This is a genomic window from Autumnicola patrickiae (assembly GCF_031846525.1).
Taxonomy (GTDB): domain Bacteria; phylum Bacteroidota; class Bacteroidia; order Flavobacteriales; family Flavobacteriaceae; genus Autumnicola; species Autumnicola patrickiae.
In genome coordinates this window covers 15,934-28,349 of sequence record NZ_JAVRHM010000009.1, presented here as the reverse complement: position 1 = coordinate 28,349, position 12,416 = coordinate 15,934, and the positions used below count along the sequence as shown (strand labels likewise).

General features: G+C 39.5%; 13 protein-coding genes. 8 read left to right on the top strand and 5 right to left on the bottom strand.

What is annotated here, in order from left to right:
* Positions 1-2 precede the first annotated feature (2 nt).
* Complete coding sequence (locus RM549_RS09165) at positions 3-452, bottom strand: ferritin-like domain-containing protein (protein WP_311683986.1); 450 nt, start codon at positions 450-452, stop codon at positions 3-5.
* A gap of 278 nt (positions 453-730) precedes the next feature.
* Here RM549_RS09165 and RM549_RS09160 point away from each other — a divergent pair, with 278 nt between their 5' ends.
* Both RM549_RS09160 and rimM read left to right on the top strand, forming a co-directional pair.
* A complete protein-coding gene (locus tag RM549_RS09160; protein ID WP_311683984.1) occupies positions 731-1,321 on the top strand; it encodes a 30S ribosomal protein S16 in 591 nt (196 codons plus the stop codon).
* A 14-nt stretch (positions 1,322-1,335) separates the two neighbouring features.
* Positions 1,336-1,863 carry a ribosome maturation factor RimM gene (rimM, locus tag RM549_RS09155; RefSeq protein WP_311683982.1) on the top strand — a complete coding sequence of 176 codons (528 nt, stop codon included), beginning with the start codon at positions 1,336-1,338 and terminating at the stop codon, positions 1,861-1,863.
* A gap of 118 nt (positions 1,864-1,981) precedes the next feature.
* Here rimM and ald read toward each other — a convergent pair whose 3' ends face one another.
* From ald to RM549_RS09140, 3 genes are all read right to left on the bottom strand, one after another.
* The gene (gene ald, locus RM549_RS09150) at positions 1,982-3,079 is read right to left on the bottom strand and encodes an alanine dehydrogenase (RefSeq protein WP_311683980.1); all 1,098 of its coding nucleotides are present in this window, start codon (positions 3,077-3,079) and stop codon (positions 1,982-1,984) included.
* A gap of 102 nt (positions 3,080-3,181) precedes the next feature.
* Entirely contained in the window at positions 3,182-6,220 is a 3,039-nt protein-coding gene (locus RM549_RS09145; protein WP_311683978.1) for a leucine--tRNA ligase, read from the bottom strand.
* A 148-nt stretch (positions 6,221-6,368) separates the two neighbouring features.
* On the bottom strand, positions 6,369-7,295 hold the full coding sequence (locus RM549_RS09140) for a ketopantoate reductase family protein (protein WP_311683976.1): 927 nt from the start codon (positions 7,293-7,295) through the stop codon (positions 6,369-6,371).
* Positions 7,296-7,407: 112 nt separating this feature from the next.
* Here RM549_RS09140 and RM549_RS09135 point away from each other — a divergent pair, with 112 nt between their 5' ends.
* The 6 genes from RM549_RS09135 (at position 7,408) to RM549_RS09110 (ending at position 11,599) form a co-directional block, all read left to right on the top strand.
* Positions 7,408-8,286, top strand: coding sequence for a cell division protein FtsX (locus RM549_RS09135; protein ID WP_311683974.1), 879 nt, complete (start codon positions 7,408-7,410; stop codon positions 8,284-8,286).
* Between the two features lie 219 nt (positions 8,287-8,505).
* Complete coding sequence (locus RM549_RS09130) at positions 8,506-8,772, top strand: DUF3098 domain-containing protein (RefSeq protein ID WP_311683973.1); 267 nt, start codon at positions 8,506-8,508, stop codon at positions 8,770-8,772.
* Positions 8,773-8,774: 2 nt separating this feature from the next.
* A complete protein-coding gene (locus tag RM549_RS09125; protein ID WP_311683971.1) occupies positions 8,775-9,569 on the top strand; it encodes an undecaprenyl-diphosphate phosphatase in 795 nt (264 codons plus the stop codon).
* Positions 9,559-10,281, top strand: coding sequence for a tRNA pseudouridine(55) synthase TruB (gene truB / locus RM549_RS09120; protein WP_311683969.1), 723 nt, complete (start codon positions 9,559-9,561; stop codon positions 10,279-10,281). Before RM549_RS09125 ends, truB begins: the two co-directional genes overlap by 11 nt.
* 18 nt (positions 10,282-10,299) lie before the next feature.
* The gene (locus RM549_RS09115; protein ID WP_311683967.1) at positions 10,300-11,019 is read left to right on the top strand and encodes an energy transducer TonB family protein; all 720 of its coding nucleotides are present in this window, start codon (positions 10,300-10,302) and stop codon (positions 11,017-11,019) included.
* 4 nt (positions 11,020-11,023) lie between these two features.
* Entirely contained in the window at positions 11,024-11,599 is a 576-nt protein-coding gene (locus RM549_RS09110) for a DNA-3-methyladenine glycosylase I (RefSeq protein WP_311683965.1), read from the top strand.
* A gap of 63 nt (positions 11,600-11,662) precedes the next feature.
* Here the strand turns inward: RM549_RS09110 and aat are convergent, their stop codons facing one another.
* The gene (aat, locus tag RM549_RS09105; RefSeq protein WP_311683963.1) at positions 11,663-12,301 is read right to left on the bottom strand and encodes a leucyl/phenylalanyl-tRNA--protein transferase; all 639 of its coding nucleotides are present in this window, start codon (positions 12,299-12,301) and stop codon (positions 11,663-11,665) included.
* Positions 12,302-12,416: the final 115 nt, after the last annotated feature.

The following is a 12,416-nucleotide window of genomic DNA, read 5'->3' as shown; positions in this document are numbered from 1 at the left end:
TATTAATCGAATTGCTTTTCAAGACTTTTTACCTGATTAAAAGTAGCCATAATAGCATTTTTTTGTTTCAACAATATGTTTCCTGTAGATGCGGGAATATCAGGGTCTTTAAGAATATCTTCATAATCCTCAACTGCCGCTTTTTCTCCTCTTACTGCCTCTTCCAGAACAGCCTCTTCTTTATCTGACGAAAGACTTGTCTTCAAATTCATCCACGTCCTGTGAGCGTCTCCCGCTGAACTTGAACCTTTATCTGGCGACTCTCCAAAATTGGCAATCTCCGACTTTAATTCATGTCCAAAATCGTATCGCTGTTGCGCTTTATCCTTAAAGAAGGATTTAAGCTCATCGTTCTTTACATTTTCTGCAGCAAATTTAAATCCCTTTTCAGAATCGTAATTCTTCTTAAGAAGCTCGTTCAATTTTCTTGCAACTTTTTCTGAATATTTCATACCTGTTTTTCTTTTTTCATTTATCTAAAGATACTATGCTAAAACCTTGACATCAATCTATTTAACAGGGTTTAGCACTAATTAACTGCTTTTAACAACGATCTCAATTTTTCCTTTAAAAACTTCACAATTACCACCGCTCCCGCTTTAAAAATGGCATAAGCGCCACCATAATCTTCTAAAGAATTTAATTTTGTAAAAACTTGTAAATTAGAAAAATGTAGTATCTTTGCAGCCTTATTAATCATCGGGGTCGGGAACCCCACAAATTAATTTTTATGCCTGTAAAAATAAGATTACAAAGACACGGTAAAAAAGGAAAACCTTTTTACTGGATTATTGCCGCAGATTCGCGTGCAAAAAGGGACGGTAAATACCTTGAGAAAATAGGTGTCTATAATCCAAACACTAATCCTGCAACTATCGAATTAGATGTTGACGGTGCGGTAAAATGGTTACAGAACGGTGCACAACCTACAGATACTGCCCGTGCTATCCTTTCTTACAAAGGCGTTTTGCTAAAGAAACATCTTGCTGCTGGAGTTAAAAAAGGTGCTTTGACCGAAGAAGAAGCTGAGAAGAAATTCCAGGCTTGGTTAGAGGAAAAAGAAGGTAAAATTGACGCTAAAAAAGAAAATTTAACCAAAGAGCAGGAAGCTGAAAAAGCTAAAGCTCTGGAAGCTGAAAAAGCTGCCAACGCTAAACGCGAAGCTGAAGCAAAAGCTGCTCAGGAAGAAACTGCTGCTACCGACGAAAATTACGAAGGTGCTGCAGTAACTGAAGGAAGCGAACCTGAAGCAAACGTTGAAAAAGAAGTTGCTACTGAAACTGCTGAAGAAGCAGCTACAGAAGAGAAAAAAGACGCTTAATTCAACAGCCGGCGATGACTAAAGAAGAATGTTTCTATTTAGGAAAGATCGTTAGCAAATTTAGCTTTAAAGGGGAGGTGCTCATAAAACTTGACACCGACGAACCTGAAACTTACACAGAAATGGAATCGGTTTTCGTTGAATACAACGAAAATCTGGTTCCATTTTTTATTGAAAAAAGTGCTCTTCATAAAAGCACTCTACTTCGCGCCAAATTTGAAGATATTAATACCGAAGAAGACGCCGAAGACATCATAGGCTGCGAACTCTACCTGCCACTTACCATGCTCCCAGAGTTGGAAGACCATCAGTTTTATTTCCATGAAATTATTGGCTTTAAAGTAATAGATGCTCACCATGGTGATATTGGTGAAATAGTATCTGTAAACGATAATACCGCACAGGCCCTATTTGAAATTAAGAAAGACGGCAAGGATATACTTATCCCAATGAACGATGAATTTCTGGAAAAAGTAGATAAAGAAAATAAAACCATATATCTTAACACTCCCGAAGGACTAGTGGATATTTACCTCTCCTAAAAGCGTTACTATTTTCATTGTTTATTATCTGACATAGTCGAGGGAGATATACCTGGTATAAAAAAATGCCGCTCCCAACAGGCAACGGCATTTATTTGTTTAAAGTAAATTAGAAATCTTACGCAAGGATTTCCTCCCAACCAAAAGCTTCGGCTATGGCTTCATATACAATCTTACCTTTTACAATATTTAATCCTTTAGCCAATACTGCATCTTGTTGGCAGGCTGTCTCCCAGCCAGAAGCCAACTTCAGTACATAAGGTAAAGTTACATTGGTTAAAGCAAGCGTGGAAGTATGCGGTACCGCACCCGGCATGTTTGCAACGCAATAATGCACAACATCATCTATAATATAAACAGGATCTTCATGGCTTGTCGGCCTTGAAGTTTCTATACAACCTCCCTGGTCTACAGCCACATCAACTATTACTGTACCCGGCTCCATTTCCTTAAGCATATTCCTGCTAATAAGCTTTGGTGCTTTTGCGCCGGTATTTAAAACCGCACCAATTATAAGATCATGTGTCTTAATGTGCTTCCTTATATTATATTCATTAGAAAATTCAGTTACAACATGATTGGGCATAATATCGTTTACATGGCGCAAACGATCCATATTTACATCCATAATTGTGACCTGTGCCCCTAGTCCTGCAGCCATTTTTGCTGCCTGAATACCAACAGTCCCGGCTCCAATAATCAGAACTTTTCCCGGACGAACACCAGGGACTCCGCCCAACAACAAACCTTTTCCTTTGACTGGTTTTTCAAGATATTTGGCTCCTTGCTGTATAGCCATTCTTCCGGCAACTTCAGACATTGGAGTTAATAAAGGTAAAGCTCCCGAAGGTTCCTGCACGGTTTCATAAGCAATACAAACAGATTTGCTGTTAATCATGGCTTCAGTAAGCGCCCGGTTGGAAGCAAAATGAAAGTAAGTAAAAATCACCTGATCTTCCTTTATCAGCGGATACTCCTTCTCAATAGGCTCCTTCACCTTTACAATCATTTCACTTTTCGCATAAAGATCTTCAATCGTTGGGAGCATTTGCGCTCCGGCAGCTGAATAATCTTCATCTAAAAATCCGCTGTTATCACCGGCAGTAGACTGCACAAAAACTTTGTGTCCGCGTTTAGTAAGTTCCAGCACGCCGGCAGGAGTCATTCCCACGCGGCTCTCGTTGTTTTTAATTTCTTTAGGTACACCAATTTCCATAAGTAGAATATTTTTGACGCAAATTAAATCAAAATATTCATATGCAGGGGGCGCATACTAAAAAGTGTATAATTTTTATTCCTATCGTAATTTTTAAGGGGGCTAAATAACAATATTTACAATTTTACCCGGAACAACTATTATTTTTTTAGGGGGTACATCAGATAAATAACTTTTAGTTCTATCGTCTCCCAATACCGTGTTTTCAATTTCGTCCTTACTCATATCAAGTGGCAGCTCCATGGTAAAACGCATTTTTCCGTTAAAGGAAATCGGATAATTCTTGGTACTTTCTACCAGGTATTTTTCTTCGTAAACAGGATATTCCGCAGTAATTACAGACTCAGAATTGCCCAAGTTCGACCATAATTCTTCTGCAATATGTGGTGCATAGGGTGCAATTAAAACCGCAAGCGGCTCCAGCACTTCCCGCTGATTACAATTTTGAGCCGAAAGCTCATTTACACAGATCATAAATGTGGAAACCGAAGTATTAAAGCTGAAATTTTCAATATCCTCAGTCACCTTTTTAATGGTTTTGTGTAAGGTTTTTAAAGATTCTGCTGAAGCTTTTTCTTCAGAAACCTGAAATTCTTCTCCGTTGTGATACAACTTCCAGAGTTTTTTAAGGAAGTTATGCACGCCGGTAATGCCGGCGGTATTCCATGGTTTTGCCTGCTCTAAAGGTCCAAGGAACATCTCATACATCCTTAAAGTATCGGCACCATAATTTTCACAAATATCGTCCGGATTTACCACGTTATATTTGGACTTAGACATTTTTTCGACTTCTCGCAGAACAGAAAATGTACCGTCTTCTTCAGTTATAAATTCAGCATTATGAAAATCAGGACGCCAATTTTTAAACTGATCAATATCAAGCTCATCAGAATTATTTACAAAAGAAACATCAGTGTGGATTAATCTCTCTGAAACCATTAATTGATCTTTATCAATTTTATTTGCATCCAAGTTTTGGTAGAATTCTTTTAGTTTTTTAGTAGGATGTTTATCCACTATTTCTTTTAGTGTAATGCCACCTCCCGAAAACCTTTCATATAATTTCGCGGAACAATAAATTTGTGGAAATTTTAGTGAAAACCACTTCAAATATTTTTCCTGATCTTTATTTTTTTCAGTTATAGGCCATGACAAGCTCAGCCTGTACACAAAAGCACTCGTCCCCAAAATCATCCCCTGATTAATCAACTTCTTAAAAGGCTCTTCAACTGAAAGATATCCGCGGTCTTTCAGGAACTTCGTCCAGAAACGGGAATATAGTAAATGTCCGGTGGCATGTTCGCTTCCACCGATGTATAAATCTACGTTTTCCCAATATTGCTGAGCCTCCTTCGAAGCAAATTCCTTCTCATTATGCGGATCCATATATCTAAAGAGATACCAGGAACTTCCCGCCCATCCAGGCATAGTGTTCAGTTCTAATCGAAATATGGTCTCCTCATTAATTTCCATGTTAGGAACTACCTTATTATCTTTTGTGTCCCAAGCCCATTCAGCTGAATTTCCCAAAGGAGGTTCGCCGGTTTCGGTTGGAAGATACTTTTCAACTTCGGGAAGTTTTAGCGGCAAGTGCTCCAAATCTATTGTTTGCGGCATTCCGTTCACATAATAAACAGGAAAAGGTTCTCCCCAATATCTTTGTCGGCTAAAAACGGCGTCGCGAAGTCGATAGTTTGTTTTTCCGTAGCCAAGACCCAGTTTTTCCAGTTCCAGGATCGCTTTCTGAAGCGCTTCTTTATATTTTAGTCCGCTAAGAAAATCTGAATTTGCGATGACCGTTCCTTCTTTTCCCGAAAAAGCTTCTTCCGAAATATCTGCATTTTCAAAAATGTTGATAATTGGCAAGTCAAAATGCTTTGCAAAATCATAATCCCGCTGGTCGCCACAAGGTACAGCCATAACCGCTCCCGTACCGTAGCCGGCAAGCACGTAATCACCAATCCAGATTGGCACCGGCTCTTTGGTAAAAGGATGCTCGGCATAAGCACCGGTAAAAACACCAGTTATCGACTTAACATCTGCCATGCGCTCCCGTTCACTGCGCTTTGCACTGGCCGCGATATACGCTTCAACTTCTTCTTTCTGCTCCGGAGTCGTGATTTTTTTCACCAGTTCATGCTCCGGCGCCAAAGTCATAAAAGTTACTCCAAAAATCGTATCGGGACGGGTGGTAAAAACACGAATCCCCCCAGCCCCCGAAGGGGGAGCTTTTTGAACTTTCTCTTCCCCTTCGGGGAAGGATAGGATGGGGAATTCCACCATCGCTCCCACAGACTTTCCTATCCAGTTACGTTGACTTTCCTTAAGACTCTCTGTCCAGTCCAGTTTATTTAAATCCTGAAGCAAACGTTCTGCAAAAGCAGAAATCCGCATGCTCCATTGTGTCATTTTTTTCCGGACAACAGGATAGCCGCCACGTTCTGAAACGCCGTTAACAATTTCATCATTGGCAAGCACTGTTCCCAGCTGCGGACACCAGTTTACTTCAGTTTCGGCTAAATAAGTAAGTCGGTATTTGAGCAGAACCTGTTGTTTTTCTTCAGAAGAAAATGCATTCCATTCTTCCGCAGTAAAATCTTCAATATCATCATCACAGGCTGCTTTTACCCTTGTATTTCCTTCCGAAGCAAAAATTTCTTCAAGTTCTGAAATTGCACGGGATTTATCCTGCTCATGATCATACCAGGATTCGAAAAGCTGGATAAAAATCCACTGCGTCCATTTGTAGTATTCGGGATCACTGGTGCGCACTTCCCTGCTCCAATCGAAAGAGAAACCGATTTTATCCAGCTGCTCGCGGTAACGTTTTATATTATTTTCTGTAGTAACAGCGGGATGCTGACCGGTTTGAATGGCATACTGCTCTGCCGGAAGTCCAAAACTGTCATAACCCTGAGGATGCAAGACGTTGAAACCTTTGTGGCGCTTGTAACGCGCATAAATATCACTGGCAATATAACCCAGCGGATGCCCTACGTGCAGTCCGGCTCCCGAAGGATAAGGGAACATATCCAGAACGTAAAATTTAGATTTCTCGGAAGTGTTTGAGGCTTTAAAAGTTTTATTATCGGCCCAATATTTTTGCCACCTGGCTTCAATTTCGTTGAAGTTGTAATTCATCTTCTTGTTTTAATTATAGGTCATTGCGAGGGATGAAATGACGTGGCAATCTCAGACTGCTTCATTTCATATACAGTGACATTAATCACTAAATGCCTGCAAATTTACAATTTTATACTTGCTGGGGTAAGCAATAGCGGAGAGATTCTTATGCTTTCCTGGCTTCTTTTTCCATTGGCAGCACGAGTTCATAAAGCAATCGGTTAACAGGGGTCGATATTTGCCATTTTTCGCCCTCCTTTACAATATAGCCGTTAAAATTTTCCAGTTCTGATGGTTTCCCGTCCATAATATCCCTTTGCGTAGAAGCCGTAGTTCCTTTTGGCTGCTGTTCTGCAACTTTAAGGGTTTTTTCCACATGCTCCCGGGTTAAAGCAATGCCTTTTTTGTTGGCAACGGCTAAAATTTCTTCAGCAGTTTTGCGCATCATGTCCCTGAGGTAATCGCTTTGCAGAATTTTATCTATAGAAACCTTGGTAAGGCCTCCAATTGCACTTACCGTAGTGATATAAAGGAATTTTCTCCAGATTTCCAGCTGAATATCCTCCGGAATTTCAGTTTTAACGCTAGAATTGTCAAAAATATCCTTCAACTGAAGAATCCGTTCTGATTTTGAGTTGTCCAGCTCCCCGAAAGTCACATGAGGCTCGATAGAAGGGTGTTTTATCTTTCCCGGACCTTCTTTAAAAGCTATAATCCGACATAATCCTCCCAAAACGTTCTCTTTTGGAAGTACCTCCATTAGTTTTTCAGCATTACTGGCTCCATTTTGTAAAGGAAGTACCATCGTATTTTTGCCAATTATCGGCTTTATATCTTTTGCTGCTTCAGTAATCTGCCAGGATTTGACTCCGAGAATCACCAGATCGGGAGTGGCAACTTCAGATACATCATCGGTTGCTAGTTTTGGATGCACAGTGAAGTTTCCGTTGATACTCTCTACTTCGAGTCCGTTTTTTCTGATTGTTTCAAGGTGTTTTCCGCGGGCAATCATAGTCACATCATATCCGGCTTTTGCCAGTTTTCCTCCAAAATAACCTCCAACTCCACCAATGCCATATACAAGTATTTCCATAGCTGTTTTTTTCAAATTTAAGCTTCTTAGAATAAATCTAAAAGTTTGAACGTTTTAAAGAAACGGGAATGATTAACTTTCTTATTTTTACACAAAAATCTGAGTCCGCTGTATGAGCACATCTTTTGAAAGGTATCAAAAACGCCGACTGATTTCTTCCTACTTTTCTGTAGTAATCAGTATTTCCTTAGTACTTTTTTTATTGGGAATTTTAGGCTTACTGGTACTAAATACCAAAAAAGTAGCCGATCATTTTAAGGAGCAGATCGCGATGACGGTTTATTTTAAAGAAACTGCTAAGGAAGTCGAAATTGAGCAGCTGAAGAAGAGCCTGGCTATGGCAGATTATACAAAATCTACCACATATGTTTCCAAAGAGGAGGCTGCGGAAGAACACAGCAAGGAAATTGGGGAGGATTTTATGGAGTTTTTGGGATATAACCCGCTTCAGAATTCTATTGATGTTTATATGAACGCCGATTTTGTTTCTTCGGAACAAGTGGACGAAATTGCTGCAGAGCTCACTGCCAAAAATTTTGTTGATGAAGTTATCTATGACCAACCTTTAATTGCTCTGCTAAACGAGAATGTAAAAAAGATTAGTTTCTGGGTTCTTGTAGTGAGCGGAATTTTCACTTTTATTGCAGTACTGCTTATTAACAGCAGCATAAGACTGGCAGTCTATTCCAAGAGATTTATTATAAAAACCATGCAGATGGTTGGCGCTACCAAGGGATTTATAAGAAGGCCGTTTATCTGGCAAAGTGTGAAACTGGGTATTATTGGAGCTATACTTGCGCTTATAGGAATGGCTGCAGTTCTTTATTACCTGAATAAAAGTTTCGGAGAACTCAATCTGCTTGGAGATGTAAAATTACTGGCGGCACTTTTTATAGGAATATTTCTAATGGGGGTAATTATTACCTGGATAAGCACATATATTGCAACTTCGCGTTTTCTTAACTTGAAGACAGATGAATTATATTATTAAGTGAGAAGTTTATATTATCTTTTTCGAAATTGGGATGAAAAATTTTGATGAAGAAATTATTACAAGTTACTACAATCCATTTTTCAGCTAAGTAACTAACATAAAATTAAAATATGTCACGTCGAGCGGTTCTGATAGCTATCGGAACGAGACATTTGTTTTTAAGAGCATATTCGTATTAATTACAGAATTCTGAATAAGCGCAAAAAATTCATTTATATGAGTAAAAAAAGTAATCCATCACCAAAGCAACAGACAGCTTTCATCTTCGGAAAGAAAAATTATGTCATGATGTTTATTGGACTGGGAGTAATAGCCCTTGGTTTTATTTTAATGGCCGGTGGCGGCAGCGAAGATCCCAACACCTTTAATCCTGCAATTTATAACTTTCAGAGGATCAGACTCGCCCCAACTCTTGTTCTTATTGGCTTTGCCATAGAAGTTTACGCCATACTGGTAAATCCAAACCCTAATAAAACGAAATAAATTTGGACGCATTAGACGCCGCTATTCTTGGTATCATTCAGGGATTAACAGAATTCTTACCCGTATCTTCCAGTGGTCACCTTGAACTTGGTAAAGCAATTTTAGGTGACACCAGTGTTCCTGAAGAATCCCTTTTATTTACAGTTGTACTGCATTTTGCTACCGCTTTAAGTACGTTGGTGGTTTTCAGAAAAGATGTAATAGATATTTTTAAGGGTTTATTCAAATTTGAATGGAATGATGAAGCAAAATTTTCACTTAAAATAATTATTTCAATGGTTCCTGCGGCCCTTGTGGGGCTGTTTTTTGAAGAGCAGCTGGAAATTTTGTTCGGAGGTAATATTATGTTCGTCGGGTTTATGTTACTCATCACAGCTCTTTTGCTATGGCTCGCAGACAAAGCGAAAAATACTGGCAAAAGTGTAAGTTACAGCAACTCTTTTGTCATTGGAGTAGCTCAGGCCATCGCAATGTTACCTGGTATTTCAAGAAGTGGTGCTACAATTTCCACTTCAGTTTTGTTGGGGAATGATAAAACAAAAGCCGCAAGGTTTTCTTTTCTTATGGTGGTTCCTTTGATTTTCGGAAAAATTGCGAAGGATTTGCTGGATGGCAATATTGCAGCATCTACTACAGAAACTTCCATTCTTTTAATAGGTTTTGTCGCTGCTTTTCTCGCGGGCCTCGTCGCCTGTACCTGGATGATTTCCCTGGTAAAGAAAAGTAAACTGTCTTATTTTGCAATCTATTGTTTTGTCGTAGGACTTGTGGCAATTATCTTTGAATATGCTCAATAAAATTTTTACCGCAGAAGATTTTAAAGAAGGACAAATACTCTTATTTGATAAACCGCTGGGATGGACCTCATTCCAGGTAGTGAATAAAGTGCGATGGCTGATTAGAAAAAGCTGCGGAATCAAAAAAATAAAAGTAGGGCATGCGGGTACTTTAGATCCTCTTGCTTCAGGATTACTAATAATCTGCACCGGAAAATTCACCAAGAGAATAGTTGAACTGCAGGGCCAGGAAAAGGAATACACCGGAACCTTCACTTTAGGCTCAACCACCCCATCTTACGACCTGGAAACCGAGATTGACAAAACCTTTCCCACAGATCATATTTCTGAAGATGATCTTCAAAAAGCAACAGAAAAATTTAAAGGTGAGATAGAGCAAATTCCGCCAGTTTTTTCAGCATTAAAAAAGGATGGAAAGCGACTTTACGAATACGCCAGAAAAGGCGAAGATGTAGAAATTAAATCCAGAAAAGTTAGTATTACTGAATTTGAAGTGGGAACTGATAATTTTCCGTTGATAAACTTCAGAGTGGTTTGCAGCAAAGGAACCTATATAAGATCCCTTGCACACGATTTTGGACAGGAATTAAGCAGCGGCGCGCATCTTTCAGCTTTAAAAAGAACGAGAATAGGAGATTTTAAAGCAGAAGAATCTTTAAATATCGAATCTTTTGAAAAATTACTACCTTCCCGGGAGAATAAACCTGCCTAAGTGCAGTTTTAATTACCTATGGATTTTTTCGACAAACATAAAGCCCTGATCATAACATCGTTTATATTTGCCATTTTATTGCTTGGGCTCTATAATTTCAATTTATCCAACAGCAACCAAAAAACACGGGAATTTCTTGTAGATCTGGATCAATATAAACCCGAAACCGAGTCTGAAGAGGAGGTCGAGCAGGAAGAGCAAGAGACAGAACAGCAGCAAAGTCAGCAACCACAAACACATCGGGCCTTTAACGAAAACCAGGAGGCACGGGAACAGAATTTCGATAGTCAGCTTAACGAGATCTTTGAAAAGAATAGTGCTTCCAGAGAGGAAACTTCTGAAGAAGAAAGCCAGGCCTCCAACGGCGATTTTAATGTAAGCAAACCTGAAAGAAATCGGCCGCAACAAAGATCAGACGGGAATAACAGCAGTGAAAACACCTCAACCCAATCCGGCGGAATCGATAATAGTTCGATAACCTATTCTCTAAAAGGAAGGACCGCATACGAGATTCCAAACCCGATTTATACCTGTGATGTTCCCGGAAAAATTGTAGTAAATATTACTGTGAATGCTGAAGGTCTGGTGCAGGATACCAGGATTAACAAGGCCAGTTCTACCTCATCTAACGCCTGCCTGGAGGAGATGGCTCTGCAATATGCCGCGGGAGCAAGATTTAGCAGATTAGCCGGCAGAGATTCGCAGCCGGGAACGATTAGTTATCAATTTAAACCTTAGAATTATGTCTGAAATTTCACGATGCGGCTGGTGCGAGGGCGACTCCTTGTATGAAGCGTACCACGACACAGAATGGGGAGTTCCCGTTTATGATGACAAAACTATCTTCGAATTTTTGTTATTGGAGACATTTCAGGCGGGATTAAGCTGGATCACCATTCTTCGGAAAAGGGAAAATTTTCGCCTTGCTTTTGATGATTTCGACTATAAGAAAATTGCTTTATATTCTGAAGAAAAAATTCAGCAGTTGCTTGAAGATAAAGGAATAGTAAGGAATAAATTAAAAGTTCGTTCTGCAGTAACCAATGCGCAGTTATTTATTGAAATTCAGAAGGAATACGGAAGTTTCAGTAAATATATCTGGAGTTTTGTAGATGGTAAACCTATTCAAAATGAAGTTGAAGATTACAAAAAAGCACCTCCAACTACTATAATTAGCGATAAACTAAGCAAAGATCTCAAAAAACGCGGATTCAAATTTGTTGGATCTACTGTGGTATATGCCCATATGCAGGCCACCGGAATGGTAAATGATCATGAAATTTCCTGTTTCAGGTATTCTGAAGTTAAAGATTTATAGAGCACTGCTTAAAATGGCAATTATCGACCTGCTATAAACTTCGAAGAAAAATTTGCTGCAATCTTACTTTAAAAACTTCAGAAACTCCTCCCTAGGAATCTCTTCGGCGCCCAGGCTGGCCAGATGTTTAGTATATACCTGGCAATCGACAAGTTTTACGCCCTCGGCGCTGAATTTTCTAACCAGATGAATAAATCCATATTTTGAGGCGTTGCTTTTTTTGGCAAACATGCTTTCCCCGCAAAACACCTGCTTTTCCTTAAGATTAATTCCGTATAAACCTCCTACCAGCTCGGTTTCTTCCCAAACTTCAACAGAAATTGCCATTCCCAACTGATGCAATCCTTTATAAGCGTCGATCATTTCTTTTGTAAGCCAGGTTCCCGATTGGCCTTTGCGGTTTATTGAAGCACAATTGCGAAGAACTTCAGCAAATGCTTCATTATAAGTAACCCGATAATTGCCTTTTTTAAGCACCTGTTTCATACTCTTAGAAACCTTCAGCTTTTCAGGAAAAAGCACCATCCGTGGGTCCGGACTCCACCAAAGTATCGGCTGGGAAGGATCGTACCAGGGGAAAATACCTCTTTGGTAAGCCGCAGTGAGCCGTTTGAGCGACAAATCCCCACCAATGGCAAGTAAACCATCTTCGCTGGCATATTCTATGGGAGGAAAATCTTCATTTTGCCTGATTATATACATTCAGCTGCTTAATTGATAATCTGATTCTTTTACACAGAAAGGAGGCTGTCCAAAAATGGCAATTTTCGACCTACTGAAGTATAATCAGTAACTACAAATTGTACCTCTTTAAACA

Coding starts and splice junctions, on each gene's coding strand:
- RM549_RS09160 (WP_311683984.1), top strand. CDS start 731: ATGCCTGTAAAAATAAGATTACAAAGACACGGTAAAAAAGGAAAACCT.
- RM549_RS09130 (WP_311683973.1), top strand. CDS start 8,506: ATGAGTAAAAAAAGTAATCCATCACCAAAGCAACAGACAGCTTTCATC.
- RM549_RS09140 (WP_311683976.1), bottom strand. CDS start 7,295: ATGGAAATACTTGTATATGGCATTGGTGGAGTTGGAGGTTATTTTGGA.
- truB (WP_311683969.1), top strand. CDS start 9,559: ATGCTCAATAAAATTTTTACCGCAGAAGATTTTAAAGAAGGACAAATA.
- RM549_RS09165 (WP_311683986.1), bottom strand. CDS start 452: ATGAAATATTCAGAAAAAGTTGCAAGAAAATTGAACGAGCTTCTTAAG.
- RM549_RS09145 (WP_311683978.1), bottom strand. CDS start 6,220: ATGAATTACAACTTCAACGAAATTGAAGCCAGGTGGCAAAAATATTGG.
- ald (WP_311683980.1), bottom strand. CDS start 3,079: ATGGAAATTGGTGTACCTAAAGAAATTAAAAACAACGAGAGCCGCGTG.
- RM549_RS09115 (WP_311683967.1), top strand. CDS start 10,300: ATGGATTTTTTCGACAAACATAAAGCCCTGATCATAACATCGTTTATA.
- aat (WP_311683963.1), bottom strand. CDS start 12,301: ATGTATATAATCAGGCAAAATGAAGATTTTCCTCCCATAGAATATGCC.
- rimM (WP_311683982.1), top strand. CDS start 1,336: ATGACTAAAGAAGAATGTTTCTATTTAGGAAAGATCGTTAGCAAATTT.
- RM549_RS09135 (WP_311683974.1), top strand. CDS start 7,408: ATGAGCACATCTTTTGAAAGGTATCAAAAACGCCGACTGATTTCTTCC.
- RM549_RS09110 (WP_311683965.1), top strand. CDS start 11,024: ATGTCTGAAATTTCACGATGCGGCTGGTGCGAGGGCGACTCCTTGTAT.